Below are 21,986 nucleotides of genomic sequence, written 5' to 3'. Positions count from 1 at the left end.
ATCATTCGGGGTATTTTATTTGGGTGGGTTTCAATTTTAATTTTGTAATTTTGAACTTACGCTAAACCGTATTATTTGAGAACAATTGCAGTTATACCGGCCCGTTTTGCGGCCACACGTTTTCCGGGAAAACTGATGGCTCGTCTGGGAGACAAATCAGTCATTCAGACGACTTATGAAAATACATTAAAAACCGGACTTTTTGAGGATGTATTTGTAGTAACCGATTCTGAAGTTATTTTTGAAGAAATCACCCAAAACGGCGGCAAAGCCATAATGAGTAAAACTGAACACCAAACCGGAAGCGACCGCATCGCTGAAGCTATTGAAGATTTGGACTGCGACATCGTGGTAAATGTTCAGGGCGACGAACCTTTTGTCAAAAAAGAAGCCTTGCAAAAGCTGGTGGATGCGTACAAAAATGATTTGAACGAAGAAATTTCGCTGGCGACACTAGCACAAGAAATCACCGACGAAGAAGACATTCAGAATCCAAACAGCGTGAAAGTCAATTGGGACATTCATCATTTTGCGCTTTATTTTTCGCGAAGCCCTATTCCCTATCCGAGAGAAACCAATTTCAGAGCAAAATATTATCAGCACATAGGAATTTACGCATTCAGAAAATCTGCCTTGCTGAATTTCACAAAATTGCCTATGTTGCAGAATGAAAGGGCAGAAAAACTGGAACAATTGCGTTACCTGGAATATGGTATGAAAATTAAAGTTCTGGAAACGGGTTTTATGGGAATCGGAATCGATACGCCGGAAGACCTTGAAAAAGCAAATGCTTATTTAAAAATATTACAAACAACTGAGTGATGAGTTTCAAAAATTTCCCCATGGTTCCGCGCGTCGTTTATGGACGCGGGAGTTCGCAGCAGGTAGAAGAAATTGTGGAACCACTCCGCAAAAACGGATATCCGATTATTTATTTTGCCGACCATTGCTTCAAAGGAAAAAAACTTGTTGAAAATATTCCGGTCAAAAGAAACGACAAAATTCTTTTCATTGACACCACCGAAGAGCCTAAAACTTCTGACGTAGACCAAATCAGAAATGAGCTTAAAGAAGAATTCGGAAAAGTTTCCGGTATCATCGGATATGGCGGCGGAAGCGTGATGGATATGACCAAAGCGGTTTCACTGATGATGAACAATGAGGGTTCATCTGCCGATTATCAGGGTTGGGATCTCATCAAAAATGAAGGCGTTTACCATGCCGGAGTGCCCACTCTGAGTGGAACCGGAGCTGAAGTTTCCAGAACCTGCGTACTGACCGGGCCAGAAAGAAAACTCGGATTAAATTCTGATTTCACACCCTTTAATCAGGTAATTCTCGATCCGGCTTTGACGCATGATGCACCCAAAGATCAGGCGTTTTTTACCGGAATGGATTGTTATATTCATTGCATCGAATCTCTGAACGGAACTTTTCTGAACGCGTTCAGCAAGAGTTATGGCGAAAAAGCATTGGAACTCTGCAAGAAAATTTACCTGGAAAAACCGCAATGGGATGATGAGTCAAATGAAGACCTGATGATGGCTTCCTGGCATGGTGGGATGAGCATTGCTTATTCGCAAGTCGGAGTGGCGCACGCATTGAGTTATGGACTTTCCTATGTTTTGGGGATCAAACACGGCGTCGGGAATTGTATTGCATTTGATAAAATCGAGGCATACTATCCGGAAGGCGTGCGTGATTTCAAAAAAATGGTAGAGAAATTCCAAGTGGAAATTCCGAAAAATGTTTGTTCGGATTTGAGCGATGATGAAATGAACAAAATGGTTCAGGTTGCACTGAGTCTTTCACCACTATGGGAAAATGCATTAGGAAAAAATTGGAAAGAAAAAATGAATGAGAAAACTGTTAGAGAATTGTATGAAAAAATGTAATGGGATTAAAAAAATCCTTTACTCTGGCTTAAACTTGCAAAAAATAAAAAAGATTCCGGGTCGTTCCGGAACCTTTTTTTTTACAAATTAATCTTTAGGTTTATTCTTGCCCTCCATCTCTTTCATTCTCATATCAAGATACCGGAATAATTTTTTGTAAATTTTTATAACAAAATAGCCAAGTAAAATATAGAATAACAGAACAACAATCTGCCAAACAATTAAAAGGAAGTCAAATGAATCCATACTTTTTTCGACTACTACGGTTGCTTCTTCCATGTTGAATTATTTTATTAATCAATAACTTGAAAATTATTAATCCCTAACTGAAGTGATTTACAATTATTGAATCTTCCATAGTTAATTATGCATATTTTATTTATTATCAGAATCTTTTTCTTCTTGAATCAAAGTTAATTCTACACCTGAAAAGTGAATCATAGGATTATCTTCATACTTCAATGTTATTTCTGGTGGTTCTTCAAAAAAGTCTATTGTATACATTGCATTCACAAATTTTATATCCAAAGGATTATCTTGTGCAATAATTTTTTTTGTTAAACTCATTATGATGATGCCCTTCTTTTGGTTACAATCCCATTTCCAATTTGCTGAATTGACTTTAAAATAGCTTTCGTCTTTATTAACTTTTTTATCACCTACTAATTCAAGCATCAAAGAGTCTGTCTTCACTGTGTGCTTTACAGGCGCAAACCATTGAAGTTTACCATTTCCCATCGCTGTTGAAATAAATTGTAAGGAATCACAATCTTTAACTTGTTGTGAAAATGACTTACAAAGCCCACAGCATAGCAAAATCAAACAGAATATTGATTGCGATAAATTCATTTTAGACCTATTTAGTATTAATTAATTTATATTTCATGAAACGATTTAATAAAAAACCATAAAAAATCGAAATAATTAGTCCAATTGTAATGAAGTTCACTAAATTATCATTGTTACTTATTTTTGGAATAAAGTAAATTATCTGACTTAATACAATTATAAACGTATAGATATAAGTATTTAGAAATTTAAATTTTTTATACAATAAAAAAAATGCAAAACTTCCAAAGAAAGAAATTGGAATAATCATCGAAATCATATACAAATAAAAATATCCGGAAAATAAAAAATTATACTTTGTTGGATTATTTAAAATAGAATAGGCAAACAAATGACTTACCATAGCTATTACTGAATAAATAAATACGAATACTATTGTTAAAATCCTCATTAAGAATTATTCACATGGATTATCAAAACCTGGTAATGAATATATTGGTGCATTATGGAAAAGTACATCCTTCAATTGATTCCAGTCAGGTATTGATCTAAAATCATTATTTTCAACTGCATTACCACCAAAATCATTAACAAAATTAACCATATTATCTTGAAATTTATTCCATAAAACATCTGCCTCTTCAAATTGTTGTTGTAATCCATCAACATTACCAATCCATTCTTGAATATTATTTTGCACTCTATCTACCCCTCTAGTATAGTACACATAATTTCCATTAACATCCTCATAGTATCCAAACTCTCTTACACCACTAACAGGATGATCAAAATCTTGAGGTGTTCTCATAGTGGCAAACTTCCATCTTTCGGGATGCTGTTCCACACAAATTACACTTCCATCTTGTGTAATCCATTCGTTAACATCAATATCAAACCTCATTATGCTAGTTAAATATTCATTTGAATTCCATTTAGTCAATTCTGTCGAATTATATGCACTAAAAGATGTAGGTGTTCCAGATAAGAATGAATTTAATGATTTTCTCATTAATTCAAAAAAACTTTGAGGTGTAAATGCTTGACCAGTATTAGGGTTTATAGGAAAATTTGAAATCGTAATAGGATAATAGTCCATATTAACTTTTGCCCCGTCTGCAAACTCAATTAATTGTAGATCAAATCCATTGAATCCTATTTGATTATTAATGTAATCGAGTCTTTGCAGAACTTCATATGGGAAATCATAATCAATTACTTCTCTCCATTTGTCAAGTTGACTACAAGGAAAATCTAAATCTAATAGTAAGTATGTGTTGTCTTCTAATTCGTATTCAAGTTGCATCAATGCCCACTCCGTAGGATCAGTAGGTAAACCTGGATCCTCACCGCCTGATCCTGAACCACCTGATCCACTTCCACCTCCTCCACTTGGTGGGTATCCGGGGTCACCATAATCCGGAGGTGTACCTCCTCCTCCAGATCCTGTGCAGACAAGAGTAATGCTATAATTTGTAGTGCCGTTTCCATCAGTACAAGGACATGTAGATCCATAACATTCAACATATTCCGATTCTAATGCGAAATAACATGTAGATAATTTCCCCTGAGACCCTTCTTCATTATTATCCAAAATAGAAACACCATCTGCATCTGTTACTTGCAAGGTACCTTCATAAGGTAAATATTCTCCATTATTATGTGCGGTTTGCCACTCATCTGTGGGGGAATAATGTGCTATAAACTCTTCCGTTTCGCCATCCATTAGCCTTATAATCAGGTTGGAATATGAGTAATTCTCATCGTCCAATGTGCTTACTCCCATAGTAAATGTTGTAAGTGAATCATTACTGAATTGAATAACGTAAGTACTGTCAATTGCCAGAATGTAATCATCCCCTCCTTTATTGGCTAAATTGGAAAATAATGAAATTGCCCGCCCTTTTGATAAAGATAGTTTTGATTTCATTTCTTGAAAATCCACGATACTTCTTTTGTATCCAATGTGGGGTTTTTCATGAACATCTTCATGTTTTGAGATTTCCCCGTCTTCTAAACAGGAAAACAATAAACCTGCTTAGCACAGCAGAAAAAAATAAATTATCTTTTTCATATTCATTTTAACAAATTTAGTTAAAAATTTTTAACTTATGAATTTTGGTCTATTTACCTCCGATTATTAAGATTGTCCTACATTTGAATTAATTTATGCTTTCAAAAAGTTCTATCATGAAAATGCACGATTTCCGATTTATAATTTTCTGTTTTTTATTAATTTTCACTTCGCTGAATTTGAATGCGCAAACAGCTGAGCAAATTATCCACAATCATCTGGAAAGTTCGGGTGGCACCGCTAACTGGAAAAAATTAAATAGCATTATTTTAAAAGGCGACGTAATTCTGGGATTGGATCAATCTTATCCGATGAGCGTTTACCATCGTCGTCCATACGAGAAAAAAGTAGTTTTCACTGTCGAAGGAAAAGAAATGCTGAACGAAGGTTATGACGGCAAAAATGGCTGGACCTACAATGAATTATCGGGAAAAAACGAAATCCTGAAAAACTATCAGCCCGATGCATTTGATTCTGACATAATGGATTACGCAAAAAAAGGATTTACGGCTAATTATACCGGAAAATCAACTTCTGACGGTAAAGAATGCTATAAAGTCGAGCTGACCAAAAACGTAAACAAAGTGACTTATTGTTTCTCGACTCAGAATTATGCTTTGCTTTGGGAAGAAAACAAAGACGAAAAATTATTCTATTACGATTATAAAAAGTTCAATGGTCTTGAATTTGCTACGCGAATTGTGGGGCAACCCAAAGACGGCGGCGAATATGTTATCCATTTCTCATCCATTCAGATCAATCCGACGATAGATGATAAGGTTTTTAAGTTTTGAGTTGTGAGTTTTGTGTTTTGTGTTGTGCGCTATGCGTTTTGAGTTTTTTCTAACTCATAACTCATAACCCTTAACACTCAACTCAAAACACTTACCGCCTCATTCCGATTTCAATTCCTTTGATTCTTCGGTAAAGTTCAGTTGCATAATTATCGGTCATTCCTGAAACAAAGTCCAGAACGCCCAGCATTTTCTGGTAATCAGTTCCGTCCTCATACAGAAATTGAGAAGGTATCAGTTTTACCGCTTTTTCTTCCCATTTGCTGCGGTTTGACTTCAGAATTGGTTCCGCAAAATGCGAAAGCAATTCGTACATCACATTATAACCTGCGTTTTCAATTTCCACTACCGAATGGTGATTGTAAATGAATTCAATCGAAAAAGCTTCAATTTCCTTTAAAATCCGGGCGGAATTTTCATTTTTTTCTTTTACACAATCCAGCAAAGGTTTTTCCAGACTTCCGTTGCAAATGGCTTCAAAATTTTCTTCAAAAGCTTCGGCTGCCACCCGAATTAATTGTCCGATTGATTTTGCACGCAGATAGGAAATCTTTTCGTTTTTGTCTGAAATTTCATTCAGTCTTAATTTCACTTTTTCAATTCCTTTCGGATCAAAAGAAGCAATCAGTTCTTCGAGTAATTTCACGCATTTATCGTGGTCAATGATCCCCAATCTATGCGAATCTTCCAAGTCAATGATGTTATAACAAATATCGTCTGCCGCTTCCACCAGCCAGACAAAAGGATGGCGTTTGTAGATAATCGGATTTTCAGATTCCTGAATCATTTTACTTTCATCAGCCAGTTTCAGGAAATTTTCTTTTTCGGCCTGAAAGAATCCGAATTTTTTGCGATGCAGTATTTTTTTATTTTTCGCTACTGATTCACAGGGATATTTGGCAATCGAAACCAAGGTTGCGAAAGTCAGCCCGAATGAAGCTTCTGATTTGCCGGTTTGTTGTTGGGTAAGAATTCTTATGGCGTTGGCATTTCCTTCGAAATGAATAAAATCAGCCCATTCTTTATCAGTAAATTTATTTTTTAAAGAAGATTCATTTCGTTCGAAATAAGAAGCAATCGCATCTTCACCCGAATGCCCGAAAGCCGGATTTCCGATGTCGTGGCAAAGACAGGCAGATGAAATAACATTGTAAAGGTTGTGCCGATAAAACTGACGGGATTCTTTTGTTAACTGATCTTTGAATTTTTTCACAATGAATTCTCCGGCCAGACTTCCCAGCGAACGACCTACTGAAGCTACTTCCAGGGAATGTGTCAATCGGTTGTGGACAAATACACTTCCAGGCAAGGGAAACACTTGTGTTTTATTTTGTAATCTGCGAAAAGCTGAAGAAAAAATTATTCTGTCAAAGTCACGCTGGTATTCGCTTCGGGTATCTTTTGTATGGTTTACGCCCAACCTTTTTGGCGAATAAATCAAGTTCAAATCCGTCATACCGCAAAGATAGTTTTTTGTGATGAAAATCGAATTTCGAATTTCGAGCTTCGAACATCGCTACCTACCAACTTCCGCTGGCTCCACCTCCACCAAAGCTTCCGCCACCGAATCCTCCGAAACCACCACTTCCACCAAAGCTTCCGCCTCCGCCCCAGGATGATCCACTGCCACCGCCCCAACTTCTGCTTCCGCCGCTGGTGAAAATCACATCACCCCAGTTAAATCCGCGTTTCGAACGGTTTCCGCCACCACCACCGCCGCCTTTGCTTGCGATGATGATAAAGATTATAATAACAAACAGAAAGAAAAGAAAAACGAGTATTCCACCGCCATCGCCGGATGAAGATGATTTTGGTTTGGCCTGATATTGTCCGGCTAATTGTTGCTGAATCGCATTGATGGCATTGTCCAGTCCCTGATAATAATTTCCGTTTCGGAATTGAGGAATCATTTCTTGGTCAATGATAAGTTTTTCAACGGTAGGCGGCATTTTGGCCTGAATTCCATAAGCACCTCGCAAAGTCACTTTCCGGTCTTCATCACTCAGGACAATCACAATTCCGTTATGGGTATCTTTCTGTCCTACGCCCCATTTTTCCCCGATTTCGTTTCCCAATAATTCGATGGGATAACCTTCCAGATTTTTGAAAGTTACAATTACAATCTGAACCGAAGTGGAATCGTCATAAGCCACCAATTTATTTTCCAGCTGGCTTCTTTCCACCGCATTCAGCATGTTCCCGAAATCGTGAACGAGTTTGACTTCGGGTGTATAACCTTTTTTCGTTACGTCATAAGGTGTCTGCGCAAGCGAAATTCCTGCGAAACACAAAAAAAGAAAAACTGAAATTCTAACCCCAACTGATTTCATCCGGCAATTCATTTTTATCTTCATCATCATAGGGGAAATATTTCTGCAATGCAATTCCGGCCATTTCAATTCCTTTTACAAGGCCTTTTGCGTATTTTCCTTTTTTGAATTTTTTGATTACAGTATCCTTTATTTCGTCCCAGAAATCTTCAGAAGTAACCGCATCGATTCCGATGTCACCGATTACGGTAAAATTGTGGTCTTTAGGCGAAACGTGAAAAAGAACGCCATTGCGGTCTTTGGTTTCATTCATTTTGAGCGAATGAAAAACCGCAGTGGCGATATCAAGGTGATTTCCGTTTGGCTCAGCGTCAATGTGCACACGAATTTCTCCGCTGGTATTGCGCTCAGCTTCCTGAATCGCCCTGATAATTTTTTCCTCTTCCTTTTCGGATAATGAAAATTTTTTCAATTTATTTTAGTTTGAAAAATCAACAGACGGAGCTACTTCAGCGCCTTCTGCCGCTTTGAAATATCCTTTTTCGTCAAATCCGCCAAAATTCGCAATCATATTATTGGGAACTGTCTGAATATAATTATTGTAAAGCTCAGCTGCTTCATTGAATTTCCTTTGTTCAAACCGAACTTCGTCAGCAATGCTTTCTAAACTTGTCTGCAACGCAAGGAAATTCTGATTGGATTTTAATTCCGGGTAGCGTTCCACCACAACCATCAGTCTGCTCAATGCACTGCTCAACCCATCTTGTGCTTGCTGGAATTGGGCAATATTTTCCGGTGTCAGATTAGTCGGATCAATTGTCGTTTGAGTTGCTTTTGAACGGGCTTCAATGACTTGGGTCAATGTTTCCTGTTCAAAGTTTTTGGCTCCTTTTACGGTTTCAACCAATTGCGGAATCAGGTCAGCACGTTTCTGGTAAGCAGTTTCCACATTTCCCCACTGAGCTTTTACTGCATTATCCTTTGGAATGATATTGTTATAAATCCCTACGCCCCAAAGCACAACGATTACAACCAAAGCCAGTAATCCTACAATTCCTCCGATTAAACATCCTTTTTTCATATAGTTTTAGTTTTTTTGTTAATAATGGTTAGATGCAATGCACAAGGCATTTTATAGTTTTCAGTTTAAATTATAATTGTAAATGTAATTATTTTTTGGTTTTTCTGATGAATTCTTTGAAACGGATTATCAGGAAATAACCAATAAAGATTTCACCCAGCTTTCGGCAAGCGGAAGTTCCCAGCTTTCTTCAAATTCGCTGAGTTTAGTGATTCCATTGTGGAAAACACTTGCTTCTTCGGGAATTTCGTTGTTTTTTACTTTTTGTTTGAATTCGTTTAAAGGCAAAGTGAAAATTTCGTCTTCAATTTTATACGAAACCAGCATACGATTTAACAATCCGAAGTTGTATTTTTCTTCAAGTGCTTTGACAATCCGCGTCATACTGTCAATGGAACAACCGGAAGCCGGCTCGACATTTTCATCGACTGCCAATACGATAAATCTGTCATAAGGAATGGCATAAGCCGCGGTAAGTTTGGCTCCGTGGGCGTTCCATTCCTGCATAAATGCATCAAGTGTGGATTCGATTTCGGTTATTTCTTCGGAGTTAAAATTTCGTGTGGATTGAAAAATCCATATTTTGGAGTTTTGTGATAAATTCATTTTCTAATTATTTAGAATACAAATATCGGGAAAATTAGAGAAAAACCTTGAAGGGGTTTTAATACGAATTTAAATCTGTGGATTCTTTACTTCAGATGATCAATTAATAAAGAAGCTGTGGCTGGATTAGTGGCAAGCGGCACATTCCAAACATCACAAAGTCGCATGAGCATAGCAATGTCGGGTTCATGCGGATGACGGTCGAGCGGATCGCGAAAGAAAAACACCATATTGGTTTTGCCTTCGGCGACTCTTGCGGCAATTTGTGCATCTCCTCCTCTGGGTCCGGAAAGCATTTTTTGAACTTTAAGTCCGGTTTTCTCCACGAAATTCCCCGTGGTTCCGGTTGCAATTATCTGAACATCGTTGTTTTTGAGTTTGTCGAAATTCTGCATCAGGAAATTGACCATTTCAGCTTTTTTCCCGTCGTGTGCAATGATTGCAAGTTCCATAATCCGAAAAATATTCGATTAATCTTATAAGTCTTCTGCTTCCGCTATCAATTCCGCCAAATCTTTTACCAGTACTTCGGTTTCTTTGTTCATGCTTTTCACGCCGTCGGTCATCATCGTATTACAGAACGGGCAACCGGTTGCAATGATTTGGGGTTGGATTTCCAAAGCTTCTTCGGTTCTTTCTACGTTGATGTCTTTTCTGCCTGGTTCCGGCTCTTTGAACATTTGTGCTCCTCCGGCTCCACAGCAAAGTCCGCGGGTACGGCAACGTTTCATTTCCACGAGTTCGGCATCTAATTTTTCAATCAGTGTACGCGGTGCTTCATAGATATTATTACCTCGTCCCAAATAACAGGGATCGTGGAAAGTGATTCGTTTTCCTTTGAAAGGTTTATTTCCTTCGATGGTTAATTTTCCTTCGTTAATGAGTTTTTGAAGGAATTGGGAATGGTGAAGCACTTCGTAATTTCCGCCCAGCGAAGGATATTCATTTTTCAGTGTATTGAAACAATGCGGACAAGTGGTCACGATGGTTTTGATTTCGTAGGCATTCAGCACTTCGATGTTCATCATGGCCTGCATTTGAAACGCAAATTCATTTCCTGCTCTTTTGGCCGGATCGCCTGTACAACCTTCTTCAGTTCCCAAAACGGCGAATTCGGTTCCTACTTTGTTCAGAATTTTTACAAATGCGCGAGTAATTTTTTTGGCTCTATCGTCGAAACTTCCGGCACATCCCACCCAGAATAAAACTTCGGGTTGTTTGCCTTCTGCCATATATTGCGCCATTGTTTTTACTTCCATCTCGCTTCCTTTAATATTTTAATCTTTTGCCCAGTTCAGTCGATCCTGTTGGTTGAACTGCCATGGGGCGCTGTTATTTTCTATATTGGACATCATCAGATTTAATTCCTGTGGTGCCGCCGATTCTTCCATGACCAGGTACCTTCTCAAATCCATGATGATCGAAAGTGGATCGATGTTTATCGGACAGGCATGTGTACAGGCATTACAAGTCGTACAAGCCCAAAGTTCTTCAGCAGAGATATAATCATGAACTAATTTCTTTCCGTCATCCTCCCATTTTCCTTTTTCGTCGATGATTTTACTGACATCCTCGATTCTGTCACGTGTGTCCATCATGATTTTTCGGGGCGATAGTTTTTTGCCGGTGATATTGGCCGGACACTCGGCTGTACAACGACCACATTCGGTACAAGTATAAGCATTTAGCAATTGGACGCCGTTTAGGTCAAAGATATCTTTGGCTCCGAAAGTTTCTGGTTCTGTCATTTCGGTTCCTTCCGGCGGTGCTGCAAACGGATCAGCATTTGGATCCATCATCAGTTTCACTTCATTGGTTACCGATTCCAAGTTATTGAATTCTCCTTTTGGTTTTAATTTGGAAAAATAAGTATTCGGAAAAGCTAAAATGATATGCAAATGTTTCGAATAGTATAAATAGTTCAGGAAGAATAAAATCCCTACGATATGGAACCACCAGCAAATTCTTTCGATGATAATTAGAGTAGATTCACTCAAACCACTAAGCAAAGGTTCGGTCAGCCATCCGCTGATGAGGAAACTTCCGGTTTGGGTATAATGTTCTGAGCCTAATTTCTGCAAGGCGGCATCGGCTCCGTTCATGGTGAGCAGTGCCACCATAAAGGCTACTTCCATATAAAGGATATAATTGGCATCGGCTTTGGGCCAACCTTTCATTTCGGGATTCAGGAAACGTCGGACTTTGACAATGTTTCGGCGAATCAAGAAAATGATACAGGAAATCATCACCATAAACGCCAAGAATTCAAAGAATCCGATCATAGCGGTATAGAATCCACCGAGGAAACTTAAAACGCGATGAGTTCCGAAAATTCCATCAATCAGGATTTCCATCACTTCTATGTTGATCAAGAGAAAGCCGACATACACAAAACCGTGTAGTATGGCGGGAATGGGACGAACGCCCATTTTCCCTTGTCCGAGTGCGACCCGGAACATGGTTTTCCATCTTTCGCCGGGGTTGTCAAACCGATTGATCGGTTTTCCCAGTTTGATGTTTCGAATGATCTTTTTTACGTTTCGGCTGAAAAACCAAATCGCATACCCCAATATCAGGATAAAAATGATGTTGTCTATGTACTGCATAAACTAGTCTTCTTTAGGCTCTGCCTGCTTTTTCCCAAAGATAGAAAATTGTACATATCTGTTTGGGTTTTCTTTCAGGTCATAGAGTAGTTCATCAAGAGTTTTGGAAGTTCTGGTGAGATTGTCATAAAGTTCGCGATCGTTCAAAAGCGCTCCCATAGTACCATTACTGTTGTTTATGTTGTCTAAAGTTGAATTTAATTTCACCGAAGCCTCTTCAAAATTGGTGATAATTTTTTCTAATTCTAAATTATTCATTTTGTCCGCCACATTACCGAATTTATCCATTGCCTGTTCGGCCGAAGCAAGTGTGCTTCTCAGCTGAACATTATTGTCAAGGATTAATTGATTGGCAGCATCGGAAGTCTTGGTAAGCGATTGTGAAGTTTGTCCAAATGAAACCAATGTTGCATCCAGACTTTTCAGAATTTGTTTTAGGTTTTGACGGTTTTCTTCATCAAGCATTTTGTCCACACTTCCCATCGTGGAATTAAAAGTTACCAGCAAGGAATCAAGTCTTTGTTTGGTAGGTTCTAATTCTTTTGAAAAAACATCGGTCAAAGAAGATTTCACCGTTCCACGAAGTGTATCTCCACTTTCGGCTTTTCTACCTTCGTAATTCAGCAATAGACGAATTTCGGATCCCGACATAAGTCCTGGTTCATGGATTTCGGCAAGAGTTTCGGTTGAAAAATCTATATCTCGATCCAACTTGACAGTTACCACAAAATAAATAGGCGTTACGTTGTCAATGATTTGGATATCATCTACACGACCAATTCTCAAACCATTTACTGTAACGGGCTTGGAAGGAGCAAGACCACTTACATTTTCATATTTCACATAGTAGGTATTTCCACCTGCAAAGAGATTTTTACCTTTCAGAAAATTATATAATGCATAAAAAGCTACCAGTGTAACGATTACAACAAATCCTGTTTTCACTTCTTTTGTGATCCTCATCTTCATTTAAATTTGGCCCAAAAATAGACAATTTCCGGGTAGTTTATTCTATTAATTTTTCTCCCTCAAAGGTTACAATAAATGCTGATTTAAATCCTCTGTCCTGAGCGGTTTTTAAATCTTTGAGCGCTTCTTCGTAAGTTTTAGTCGAACCGTAGAAATAAAGATTCATATTTCCTTTTTTAACTCTCAACACATTTTTAAGTCCGCCGAATTTATTATCACGATCACGATATCTTTTGTTGGAAGCCAGGAACTGAATGCGATAATTCTGGTTGCCCTGGAGTTTTTCATTGTTCACGAATTCTGCCACAAATGCATCTTTGAAGCCTTTTCTTTTGGCATAAGCCAAGAGTTCATCACGCTCTGAAGCCAGATTGGTATTTCCGTAATAATATTTGTAAACATCTCCCACCTGCACCACTTCGACACCTGTGAGTCCGTTGAGTTGTGTGGCACTCGGTCCATATTTGTTTTTCGAAACCAAAATCTGGATTTTATATGTTTTTCCGGCTACAGGTTTTTCAACTTCTTTTGGTTTTTCGTCTTCCTGCGGACGTGTTTTGCGGTCAAATTCTTTTTTGAATTTCTCAAAAGCTTCAAACAAACTTTGCGTCATCTTCTGTTTTCCCTGCTCTGTTGCCAAATACGAGCCTTCGTCCTGATTGGAAATAAATCCAAGTTCTACAAGTACGGCCGGTGATGCATTGGTGCGTAAAACATGGAAGTTCGCCTGCTTAACACCACGGCTTGAACGTCCGTTTCTGACAAATTCATCTTCTACATATTTCGCAAAATTCAGACTTTGGTCTTTATAAGCAGAAAACATAATATCAAATGCAATGACCGCTTCAGGATCATTTGGATCAAATTTCTGGTATTTTTCCTGATTGTCCTCCAACAAGATTACACTGTTCTCACGTTTTGAGACATCCATGGTTTCCTGGCTCCGGCTCAAACCCATCACAAAGGTTTCTGTTCCGTAGGCACTACGGTTGTTGGCGGCATTACAATGAATGGAAACAAAGAGATTGGCATGATTTCGATTGGCGATTTGGGTCCGTTCCCAAAGTTCGAGAAAGACATCGGTCTTGCGTGTATAGACAACTTTTACGTCTTTGTAATTCTGCTCTATCATCTTTCCAAACCGAAGACTGACATCCAAAACGATGCTCTTTTCATCCTCAACCACACCACGCGCTCCGGAGTCCTTTCCGCCGTGTCCGGGGTCAATTACAATGGTGAAATTTTGCTTGCTTTGAGCAAAAGAATTCATTCCAGAAAACAGGATAAATAGAAATGCTAATAAAATTTGTTTGTTAATCCTTAATAATCTCATTATTCAGCCACAATTTTTGTTTACTTTTGACACGATTTAGCGCAAAAATAAGTTTATTAGTTTGCATAAAAGATTTTTTAAATATCTATTTGCATTATTTTTTCTACTGCTTTTCAACAGCACTGTTTTTTCACAGGTCGATCCAGACCCTGTAAACGACACTGACAGTTCTGGGGTGCTTGTCGATTCTATCAAAATTGATACCGTAAGAGAAGAAAGACTGGAAGATATTCTGGTTTATAATTCAGATGACCAAATTCACGAATGGCGCAAAAAGATGAGTTACCTGCTCCGAAATGCCATTATTCAGTACACCGATATGGAAATCCGGGCAGATTATATCGAAATCAACTGGGATACCGGAGATATTTATGCCGATGGGAAACGGGATTCGCTCGGCATCATTACCGAACCTACTATTTTTAAACAAGCCGGTCAAGAATACGAACAACATAGCTTCAAAATTAATTTCAAAACCAAAATAGGAGTTGCTTATAATGTACGAATTACCGAAGGCGAAGGCGTTTTGGTAGGCGATCGTGTGAAAAGAGCCAACGATAGTACGATGTACGTGCGAGGTGCCGATTATACGACCGATACTTATTTCATCGAGAAAAAAACTGATGAACCTGATTATGTATTGCGTACCCAAACGGCCAAATACATTGACGGAAAAAACAAAGCGATGGTCACAGGCCCCATCAATATGCGGATTTATGATGTTCCAACTCCACTGACGTTGCCTTTTGCCTATTTGCCGATGGGCGACACACGCTCTGCCGGAATACTGATTCCTTCTTTTGGTGAAAGAAATGATGTCGGATTTTTCCTGGAAGGCGGCGGATTTTATCTACCAATCGGTGATTTTCTTGATTTGGCAATCAGGGGCGATATTTATACCAAAGGAAGTTGGGGTGTGAAAACAAATTCTACTTATCGCAAACGATATAGATTCAGTGGGAATTTCGGATTTGATTATCAAAACAGAGTAACGGGCATCAAAGGGCTGGACAATTATTCCAAAGCCACGATGTATGCACTGACCTGGAGCCATTCTCAGGATCCGAAAGCCAATCCGAATTTGATTTTTAATTCAAGTATCAACTACCGAAGTACGAGGTATTACCGCGACGGAATCAACAACGGAAACATCATCAACGGAAATGTGTATGAAAACAACAGTAGTTCGTCCATTTCGATTAATAAAACTTTCCCGAATTCGCCTTTCAGTCTGGCATTGACGGCATCAAACAACTCGAATTTCAACACGGGTGTAATGCAGTTTATGTTGCCTCAACTGACTTTTAACATGAGCCGGATTTATCCCTTTGCGCCCAAAGCCGGAAGCAAAAAAGGATTGCTCAAAAATCTTGCCGTTGGCTATAATTTGAATGTAGTCAATAGCATCAATACGACTGAAGATGATTTGTTTACAAGCCGAATGTGGGACAATGCCAAAAACGGTGCGAGACATCGGATTGATTTGAATTCCGGCGTTACATTAGGAACTTATTTCCCGCTTACATTAAATGCTTCTTATGATGAAACCTGGTATTTGAAAACCTTCGAAAAAAGATTTGACCCGGAAGAAAATGCAGTGATTGAACATGATATCAATGGTTTTGATTCTTATCGGACTTTCAATATGGGCGCCAGTATTTCCACAAATTTATATGGAACTTATATCGCTCCGCAGGATAAAGATGCTTTGATAAAAGGAATACGGCACGTGATATCTCCTACGGTTGGTGTAGGTTATCGCCCTGATTTTGCTTCGGAAGAATGGGGTTATTATGATTATTATCGTGGCCCGGACGGACGGAAAGTTCTTTATTCAAGATTTGAAGGTGGATATTATGGTGCGCCATCCAGAGGTCAAAATGCCTCCATGAACTTCGGACTTCGGAATAATTTGGAAATGAAAGTTCGTTCCAAAACAGATTCAACCGGCTATACAAAAGTGAAAATATTTGAATATCTGGACATTACATCTTCCTACAATATGGCGGCGGAAGAATTCAAATGGTCAGATATCAATATTTCTGGGATGACACGTTTGTTCAATCAAAAACTGAATTTACAATACCGGGCTTCATTTGATCCGTACAAAATTGTCTTTGAAGAAGGTCAGGAATTCGGAACTCCGGTTAATGAATTGGGCGCATTCAGGCTGAGCAGTTACAGCATCAATTTCGGATATAATTTTGACAATAAAACATTTGGCGGCGGATCTATTGACGATAAGGAATATTCTAAACGCGGGGAAGTCCGCAATGAGCATTTTTATTTTGACGAATATGATTATGCACATTTCACGATTCCATGGAAACTCGGACTGAATTTCACCCATAATTATAATCGTGGTGACAGCCGGATTGGTACACATACCACGGTTTTAGCCATTAATGCTTCGGTATCGCCTTCACCTTACTGGAGTCTGAGCACTTCTACTTCTTATGACTTCAGATCAAAGGAGTTTTCACAGGCCAGAATTTCGCTTAACCGGGATTTGAGAAGTTTCAATATTTCGTTTTCCTGGGTTCCGTTCGGACGATATAAAACCTGGGATTTCTTCATCGGAATCAAAGCAAACATCCTGAAAGATGCGGTGAAATATGATGAAAATGCATCTACCCAATTGAGAAACGCAAACTTCTAAAACTTGTTTATATTTGCATAATAAAGGAATTCAAAGGCCTTTTATTATGACTTTCACTAAATCCTTTGACACAAATTAAATTTATAATGAAAAAAATTATACATACTCAAAACGCACCTCAGGCCATCGGACCTTATAGTCAGGCTGTTTCAATTAATAATCTGTTGTTTATTTCGGGACAGATTCCTGCAAATCCACAGACAAGGGAAATCGTTTCAGAAATTTCTGAAGCTACGCATCAGGTAATGAAAAACCTGGAAGCCATTTTGACTGAAGCCGGAGCCAATTTTTCAAATGTTGTGAAAACGACTATTTTCTTAAAAGACATGAATGATTTTGCAGTGGTAAATGAAATTTATGCTTCTTACTTTCAGGAAGGCGTTTATCCGGCAAGGGAAACGGTTCAGGTTGCGAAACTGCCAAGCGATGTCAAAGTTGAAATCTCCATGATTGCCCATCTTTAATTCATCATGCTGACATTTTTAAGAAATTTTTTTGCTGTAATTCTGGGACTGGCGGTGGCGATGGTCATCATCACTTTTGGGATTACACTCAATGACAACTGGATTGAATACGATTATTCGCGATTTCCGTATGAACACTGGAATCGTGTAATAAAATATGCAGCCCGCACGCCTGAAGTCCGGGATGAATTCTTTCTTGCCTTGCTGTTTTCAAACGGTGTAGGCGCTATTTTCGGTGGACTGGTTACGGCGATCCTTGTGACGAAAGCAAAAAAAGCCTACGCAGTTTTTGTAGGCTTCATTTTATTTCTGATCGCATTGGGCGATGTGATTTTTACGGCTTATCACCCGACTTGGTATGAACTTTCCATCATGCCGGTTCTCTTCTTTTTTTCCTGGCTGGGCGGACTGGTTACAGATCTGGTGTCGAAGAAACTGGCTCAGCTGAAATAACCGGATTTTCTGAGAGATGAATTCCATCTTCAATCAAATGTGTCACTTCTTTTTGCTGTTTTGCTAAATTATTTAAGTAATCCTTAATCTCTTGTTGCAAAACATATTTGTTCAGGAAAGCGAGTTCGTAAATCTCTACCGGAAGCAACCATTCGGTCGGATATTCCGATTTTAGCGTTTCAAAAATCTGCGAAAGTTTCTCTTCGTTTATTAAATTATTTTCACGCATCCCTCTCAGCTGCTGATACATTTCTCTCAGTTTTTGTTCTTTGGCCGGAACTTCCAGTTTCTTGACTTTGGTTTCCAGCTGATGCGTAATCATATCGAAAGAAGTAAAATCTGCCGGACCTGCATAAGCCGAAATGATAGATTTCCCGATGGCCATGTCATAAACGCCCCAATCCGGATGGAAAAGGATTTCATCATAATGCTTAACCGTACAATTTTTAAATGAAACCAAAAGCACTTTTCCTTTTCGGTTTCTGGCGCCAGTGATGACTTCGCCTTCCACGGTGATTCCGCCTTCAAATTCCAGTTTGGTCATTTCGCCTTCTCTGATTTTATAAGCTTCCAAATCATAAGGCGACATATTTTCAATGGCGATATTGATATTTTTTAATTTGCCTACCGGCGAACCAAATCCGTGCGAATGATAGACCGTTCCATGCCCAATCAGTTCTTTTTCATGATAAGAAAGCGCAGTCGGACCTTCGGTTTGGATATAAACCGGATTGTCGTGGCTGTCTGTAATTACGCGTTTGAATACACCCGAAACCTGAATTCCGGTGTTGTACTCAATCGTTCCCAGATTTTTGGATTCGATTAATTGTTTGATGCCTTCGGTTCCACCGGTGCGAAGTCCCATTTGATTGGCGAATTGTTCCAATACAAAGTTCAGATGTGCAAAGTCCGGCGTTACGAACAATTGGGGTTGGGGCTGTGTGATATCGAAATTGACTTCGGCTGCCGAAATATCATAAGGCAGCTTTTTCACTTCACTTCCCATGCACCATTTGCTTTCTCCGATGGACGAAAGGAGTCCTGCTCCGTAAATTTTGGGATTTTCAACGGTTCCGATGAGTCCGTATTCAACCGTCCACCAATGCAGGTTTCTGATTTTGGCCATTTCCGAGAGTTCGGTCATGGAATTCTGTAAATCCAATACTTTTTCTTCGGCTCGGTCTATGACTTTTGGGTCGCTTTCGCGGTCTTCTTTTACGATGGAAAGGTGTCGAATGGCTTCATACATTTCATAGTCCAGAGAAGAGGAAATCGCTTTGCTTCCGATTTCACCGAAACGTCTTAAATATTCGGCATATTCGGGATTGGCGATGATGGGTGCATGTCCGGCTGATTCATGGATGATGTCGGGTGCGGGCGTGTATTCGATGTTTTGAATTTGTCGGATATCTTGCGCAATTACCAAAACATTGTACGCCTGAAATTCCATAAAAGCCGTCGGCGGAATGAATCCGTCCACAGCAACTGCTGCCCATCCTATGTCTTTTAAAATCCGGTTCATCCCGTACATACTCGGAATGGTTTCGGTGGAGATTCCTGTTTTTTGAAGTCCTTCTACATAACTACCGTGTGCCACTTTTTTCAGATAATCGACATTTTTACGCATCACATACCGCCATACCGCCTGATCGATGGGCGTATAGGATTCGTAATGCTGGTCATTGATAAACTGTTTTAAATGTTCCGGCAATCGCCTCAATACTTCATTTTCTTCGTAAGCCATTTTTGCGTGTTTTGGATTTACTAATTTACGAAAATAAATTATAGTTTCGAATGAAGCCTTTGGATTTCATGAAAATGAAGGTCTTATTTAAAGATGATGGACTGAATGATTGTGTAATATACTCTTGGGCATACCTCCTATTTTCGGGTAAAAGCAATGTATATTGTTTTCCCCGCTGATTGCGCAGATGTACGCTAATATTTTTTTAAACCACAGGTGTCCGCCGCAGGTGGATAGTTACAGTAGTTTTTTAGTGAGCGTGGTATAGTGTTCATAGCTACTTGCGTAGTACATAGGAGGGCGAAGTTCGAAGTACAATATACAAGAATACAATATACATTTTACAGCAAGAAAACCTGAGACTCTTCGCTTCGCTTTTCCAATCTTCGACTGGAAGATTTTCATCTTATTATCAAATCTCACAGAAAACCGTTATCTAAAATCCTTTTGCCAAAAAAGCAATTACAGAAAACTTTTACCGAACCTTTTTCCGAAACCTATCGGTCTCTCCTCTTAATATCAAATTCTTAATATTAAATGCTTTGAGTGACATAGTACAACTGTAAAAAAAAAGATGTTGTCTCCCGAAGCCCCGAAAAATGAGTGTGAAGAATCTCTACACGCTCCTTAGATCCTTCCTATCGTCTGGATGACAAGGAGCTTCGGCAGACAAGAAAAAAGGGGTTAGCTGTCATTCAGAACACGAAGAATGAGTGTGAAGAATCTCTACAAAGCTCAGTATGATTTTAACCATTAAGGAATTAAGTTTCAAACTCAAAAGAAGTTAGAAGTTTGTGTGGTGATTTTTTCTTTATCTCTGTCCGAATTTCGAAGGTAAATTTCCGTATTTTTAAGTTAAAATGAGGCCTGGAATTTGGCTGTTTTTGGCATTAAAAATCGAAGTCCAAATTTCGCCGTTTTGGGGTATCGGCTTTTTGTGCAATATGTCGCTTTTGTCCTATTATGGCGTTTAAACGCATGTATGTCATGGTTTTCTGGGGTTTTCTGACTGGGAGTAGACTGGGGGTTGACTGGGAGTACACTGGGAGTATCTATGGAGTATCTATGGAATAAGGGGATTTTTTTCGCCGTTTAGGGGTATTTTTATTTTTTGGATGGGTGATTTTTTGATGAGTTTAGAGGATGGAATTTAGAGGTTAGAAGTTTGAATGTAGAAGGTGTTTGTGCTTACGTTAACTGTTTTTTAAACCCCCGCTCCCGCACGATTGTATCGTGTGGTTTTATTTCTTTTCTATAAATTAAAAATTTCTATAAATAATCAATTTATCAATCATTCCTTTTTCTCCTGCATAATCAATAGCACTGCTATATAGATAATTCCAAGGCTTATAGACTATTCCTGCTTCAACTGGATTTTGGTGAATATAATTAATTTTTTCTAAAATTACTTTATGACTCCATAGTTCAATTGGTTTGTTATCATGTCTCCAAAATTGATATTTCTTTACATTTGAAGATTTAGACCCTGCTTTTTCAAATTGCTCCAAAAGGATTTCTTTTCTACTTTCTCTTGGATTTTCTTGAATAGCCTTGACAATCTTCTTGCTTGTAAATCTTTTGAAATCGCCAAGAAGTAATTCAGGCTTTTGTCCTCTCACACTTCTAAAAATCAAATGGATATGATTGGTCATAATACACCATGCAATTATCTCCATTCCCTTCTCTTTTTGACAATAGATAAGACTATCTACAAGAATATCTTTGTATTCATTTCGAGTAAATACATCCAACCATTCTACCACAGCAAAACTTACGAAATACAATCCTTCAGAGTTATGAAATTTATAGTTTCTACTCATTGGATTTTAGATTAATTGGATGGTTTAAATTTAAGAAAATATAAACTACCATACGATACATTTTCGTTTCGGGGATTTCATTATCGTTGGCGTCTCCGGTGGTTTGAAGCCACACGATACGCTGATGCTAATCGTGCGGCAGCGGGGCTTTTGCTCCAACTCCTCGATCCGGCATATCCGAATCCAGAAAGGAAAACCCATGCAGAATGGATTTTGTGAACGGTTCAATAAAACATTTAGAGAAGATGTGCTAGATGCTTATTGGTTTGAAAATATCGAACAGGCAAGAACCATCGCCCAAGACTGGATGGAGGATTACAATCATAATCACCCACATTCAAGTTTAGCTGATTGTTCACCTATCGAATTTAAATTAAAAAGAAGTGCGTAATTTGTTTAGTTTTGAATTGTCGGAAAAACGGGGGACTTACA

At 38.7% G+C, this 21,986-nt stretch carries 22 protein-coding genes; 7 read left to right on the top strand and 15 right to left on the bottom strand.

Annotation, left to right across the window (positions count from 1 at the left end):
* Window positions 1-75 precede the first annotated feature (75 nt).
* Window positions 76-822, top strand: a complete 747-nt coding sequence (gene kdsB / locus WBF63_RS05905) for a 3-deoxy-manno-octulosonate cytidylyltransferase (RefSeq protein ID WP_424368785.1) — start codon at window positions 76-78, stop codon at window positions 820-822.
* Window positions 822-1,895, top strand: a complete 1,074-nt coding sequence (locus tag WBF63_RS05900) for an iron-containing alcohol dehydrogenase family protein (protein WP_424368784.1) — start codon at window positions 822-824, stop codon at window positions 1,893-1,895. Before kdsB ends, WBF63_RS05900 begins: the two co-directional genes overlap by 1 nt.
* Window positions 1,896-1,982: 87 nt before the next feature.
* Here the strand turns inward: WBF63_RS05900 and WBF63_RS05895 are convergent, their stop codons facing one another.
* The 3 genes from WBF63_RS05895 to WBF63_RS05885 form a co-directional block, all read right to left on the bottom strand.
* Window positions 1,983-2,174 (bottom strand): hypothetical protein, encoded by a 192-nt coding sequence (locus WBF63_RS05895; protein ID WP_424368783.1) that lies wholly within the window; start codon window positions 2,172-2,174, stop codon window positions 1,983-1,985.
* 96 nt (window positions 2,175-2,270) lie between these two features.
* A complete protein-coding gene (locus WBF63_RS05890) occupies window positions 2,271-2,744 on the bottom strand; it encodes a hypothetical protein (RefSeq protein ID WP_424368782.1) in 474 nt (157 codons plus the stop codon).
* A gap of 397 nt (window positions 2,745-3,141) precedes the next feature.
* Complete coding sequence (locus WBF63_RS05885) at window positions 3,142-4,611, bottom strand: hypothetical protein (protein ID WP_424368781.1); 1,470 nt, start codon at window positions 4,609-4,611, stop codon at window positions 3,142-3,144.
* 260 nt (window positions 4,612-4,871) lie between these two features.
* Between WBF63_RS05885 and WBF63_RS05880 the strand changes: the two genes are divergently transcribed.
* A complete protein-coding gene (locus WBF63_RS05880; protein ID WP_424368780.1) occupies window positions 4,872-5,549 on the top strand; it encodes a hypothetical protein in 678 nt (225 codons plus the stop codon).
* Between the two features lie 91 nt (window positions 5,550-5,640).
* Here WBF63_RS05880 and dgt read toward each other — a convergent pair whose 3' ends face one another.
* From dgt to WBF63_RS05830, 10 genes are all read right to left on the bottom strand, one after another.
* The gene (dgt, locus tag WBF63_RS05875; protein ID WP_424368779.1) at window positions 5,641-7,005 is read right to left on the bottom strand and encodes a dGTP triphosphohydrolase; all 1,365 of its coding nucleotides are present in this window, start codon (window positions 7,003-7,005) and stop codon (window positions 5,641-5,643) included.
* A gap of 64 nt (window positions 7,006-7,069) precedes the next feature.
* A complete protein-coding gene (locus WBF63_RS05870) occupies window positions 7,070-7,879 on the bottom strand; it encodes a TPM domain-containing protein (protein ID WP_424368778.1) in 810 nt (269 codons plus the stop codon).
* Window positions 7,860-8,291: a TPM domain-containing protein gene (locus tag WBF63_RS05865; protein WP_424368777.1), complete on the bottom strand. Its 432-nt coding sequence runs from the start codon at window positions 8,289-8,291 to the stop codon at window positions 7,860-7,862. Before WBF63_RS05865 ends, WBF63_RS05870 begins: the two co-directional genes overlap by 20 nt.
* 6 nt (window positions 8,292-8,297) lie before the next feature.
* Entirely contained in the window at window positions 8,298-8,900 is a 603-nt protein-coding gene (locus WBF63_RS05860) for a LemA family protein (protein WP_424368776.1), read from the bottom strand.
* A 129-nt stretch (window positions 8,901-9,029) separates the two neighbouring features.
* Window positions 9,030-9,506, bottom strand: a complete 477-nt coding sequence (locus WBF63_RS05855; RefSeq protein ID WP_424368775.1) for an ABC transporter ATPase — start codon at window positions 9,504-9,506, stop codon at window positions 9,030-9,032.
* An 86-nt stretch (window positions 9,507-9,592) separates the two neighbouring features.
* Window positions 9,593-9,958, bottom strand: a complete 366-nt coding sequence (locus WBF63_RS05850; RefSeq protein ID WP_424368774.1) for a methylglyoxal synthase — start codon at window positions 9,956-9,958, stop codon at window positions 9,593-9,595.
* A gap of 24 nt (window positions 9,959-9,982) precedes the next feature.
* Window positions 9,983-10,765 carry a (Fe-S)-binding protein gene (locus tag WBF63_RS05845; protein ID WP_424368773.1) on the bottom strand — a complete coding sequence of 261 codons (783 nt, stop codon included), beginning with the start codon at window positions 10,763-10,765 and terminating at the stop codon, window positions 9,983-9,985.
* An 18-nt stretch (window positions 10,766-10,783) separates the two neighbouring features.
* The gene (locus tag WBF63_RS05840) at window positions 10,784-12,112 is read right to left on the bottom strand and encodes a 4Fe-4S dicluster domain-containing protein (RefSeq protein ID WP_424368772.1); all 1,329 of its coding nucleotides are present in this window, start codon (window positions 12,110-12,112) and stop codon (window positions 10,784-10,786) included.
* 3 nt (window positions 12,113-12,115) lie between these two features.
* On the bottom strand, window positions 12,116-13,075 hold the full coding sequence (locus tag WBF63_RS05835) for an MlaD family protein (protein WP_424368771.1): 960 nt from the start codon (window positions 13,073-13,075) through the stop codon (window positions 12,116-12,118).
* 43 nt (window positions 13,076-13,118) lie between these two features.
* Entirely contained in the window at window positions 13,119-14,414 is a 1,296-nt protein-coding gene (locus tag WBF63_RS05830; protein ID WP_424368770.1) for an N-acetylmuramoyl-L-alanine amidase family protein, read from the bottom strand.
* A 61-nt stretch (window positions 14,415-14,475) separates the two neighbouring features.
* On the opposite strand from WBF63_RS05830, the gene WBF63_RS05825 reads away from it, so the two are divergent.
* The 3 genes from WBF63_RS05825 to WBF63_RS05815 all read left to right on the top strand — a co-directional run bounded on the left by WBF63_RS05825 (window position 14,476) and on the right by WBF63_RS05815 (window position 17,990).
* The gene (locus tag WBF63_RS05825) at window positions 14,476-17,073 is read left to right on the top strand and encodes a putative LPS assembly protein LptD (RefSeq protein ID WP_424368769.1); all 2,598 of its coding nucleotides are present in this window, start codon (window positions 14,476-14,478) and stop codon (window positions 17,071-17,073) included.
* An 86-nt stretch (window positions 17,074-17,159) separates the two neighbouring features.
* Complete coding sequence (locus WBF63_RS05820) at window positions 17,160-17,537, top strand: RidA family protein (RefSeq protein ID WP_424368768.1); 378 nt, start codon at window positions 17,160-17,162, stop codon at window positions 17,535-17,537.
* Between the two features lie 6 nt (window positions 17,538-17,543).
* Complete coding sequence (locus WBF63_RS05815) at window positions 17,544-17,990, top strand: hypothetical protein (RefSeq protein ID WP_424368767.1); 447 nt, start codon at window positions 17,544-17,546, stop codon at window positions 17,988-17,990.
* On the opposite strand, the gene WBF63_RS05810 is transcribed toward WBF63_RS05815, so the two are convergent.
* Both WBF63_RS05810 and WBF63_RS05805 read right to left on the bottom strand, forming a co-directional pair.
* Complete coding sequence (locus WBF63_RS05810; protein ID WP_424368766.1) at window positions 17,950-19,734, bottom strand: aromatic amino acid hydroxylase; 1,785 nt, start codon at window positions 19,732-19,734, stop codon at window positions 17,950-17,952. The genes WBF63_RS05815 and WBF63_RS05810 overlap by 41 nt on opposite strands.
* A 1,259-nt stretch (window positions 19,735-20,993) precedes the next feature.
* Window positions 20,994-21,554, bottom strand: coding sequence for an REP-associated tyrosine transposase (locus WBF63_RS05805; RefSeq protein ID WP_424368765.1), 561 nt, complete (start codon window positions 21,552-21,554; stop codon window positions 20,994-20,996).
* A 124-nt stretch (window positions 21,555-21,678) separates the two neighbouring features.
* Here WBF63_RS05805 and WBF63_RS05800 point away from each other — a divergent pair, with 124 nt between their 5' ends.
* Complete coding sequence (locus WBF63_RS05800) at window positions 21,679-21,945, top strand: integrase core domain-containing protein (protein WP_424368764.1); 267 nt, start codon at window positions 21,679-21,681, stop codon at window positions 21,943-21,945.
* Window positions 21,946-21,986 lie beyond the last annotated feature (41 nt).

Source organism: Moheibacter sp. (genome assembly GCF_049672845.1).
Lineage (GTDB): Bacteria > Bacteroidota > Bacteroidia > Flavobacteriales > Weeksellaceae > Moheibacter.
Note: the sequence above shows the minus strand (reverse complement) of the source record. Positions and strands in the feature narration are given on the sequence as shown.

Excerpts from the sequence above, each read along its gene's own strand:
- WBF63_RS05870 (WP_424368778.1), bottom strand. The coding sequence starts at position 7,879 with ATGAAATCAGTTGGGGTTAGAATTTCAGTTTTTCTTTTTTTGTGTTTC.
- WBF63_RS05885 (WP_424368781.1), bottom strand. The coding sequence starts at position 4,611 with ATGAAATCAAAACTATCTTTATCAAAAGGGCGGGCAATTTCATTATTT.
- WBF63_RS05810 (WP_424368766.1), bottom strand. The coding sequence starts at position 19,734 with ATGGCTTACGAAGAAAATGAAGTATTGAGGCGATTGCCGGAACATTTA.
- WBF63_RS05800 (WP_424368764.1), top strand. The coding sequence starts at position 21,679 with ATGCTAATCGTGCGGCAGCGGGGCTTTTGCTCCAACTCCTCGATCCGG.
- WBF63_RS05820 (WP_424368768.1), top strand. The coding sequence starts at position 17,160 with ATGAAAAAAATTATACATACTCAAAACGCACCTCAGGCCATCGGACCT.
- WBF63_RS05850 (WP_424368774.1), bottom strand. The coding sequence starts at position 9,958 with ATGGAACTTGCAATCATTGCACACGACGGGAAAAAAGCTGAAATGGTC.
- WBF63_RS05805 (WP_424368765.1), bottom strand. The coding sequence starts at position 21,554 with ATGAGTAGAAACTATAAATTTCATAACTCTGAAGGATTGTATTTCGTA.
- WBF63_RS05890 (WP_424368782.1), bottom strand. The coding sequence starts at position 2,744 with ATGAATTTATCGCAATCAATATTCTGTTTGATTTTGCTATGCTGTGGG.
- WBF63_RS05835 (WP_424368771.1), bottom strand. The coding sequence starts at position 13,075 with ATGAGGATCACAAAAGAAGTGAAAACAGGATTTGTTGTAATCGTTACA.
- WBF63_RS05895 (WP_424368783.1), bottom strand. The coding sequence starts at position 2,174 with ATGGAAGAAGCAACCGTAGTAGTCGAAAAAAGTATGGATTCATTTGAC.
- WBF63_RS05900 (WP_424368784.1), top strand. The coding sequence starts at position 822 with ATGAGTTTCAAAAATTTCCCCATGGTTCCGCGCGTCGTTTATGGACGC.
- WBF63_RS05815 (WP_424368767.1), top strand. The coding sequence starts at position 17,544 with ATGCTGACATTTTTAAGAAATTTTTTTGCTGTAATTCTGGGACTGGCG.
- dgt (WP_424368779.1), bottom strand. The coding sequence starts at position 7,005 with ATGACGGATTTGAACTTGATTTATTCGCCAAAAAGGTTGGGCGTAAAC.
- WBF63_RS05840 (WP_424368772.1), bottom strand. The coding sequence starts at position 12,112 with ATGCAGTACATAGACAACATCATTTTTATCCTGATATTGGGGTATGCG.
- WBF63_RS05860 (WP_424368776.1), bottom strand. The coding sequence starts at position 8,900 with ATGAAAAAAGGATGTTTAATCGGAGGAATTGTAGGATTACTGGCTTTG.
- WBF63_RS05880 (WP_424368780.1), top strand. The coding sequence starts at position 4,872 with ATGAAAATGCACGATTTCCGATTTATAATTTTCTGTTTTTTATTAATT.
- WBF63_RS05855 (WP_424368775.1), bottom strand. The coding sequence starts at position 9,506 with ATGAATTTATCACAAAACTCCAAAATATGGATTTTTCAATCCACACGA.
- WBF63_RS05845 (WP_424368773.1), bottom strand. The coding sequence starts at position 10,765 with ATGGAAGTAAAAACAATGGCGCAATATATGGCAGAAGGCAAACAACCC.
- WBF63_RS05830 (WP_424368770.1), bottom strand. The coding sequence starts at position 14,414 with ATGAGATTATTAAGGATTAACAAACAAATTTTATTAGCATTTCTATTT.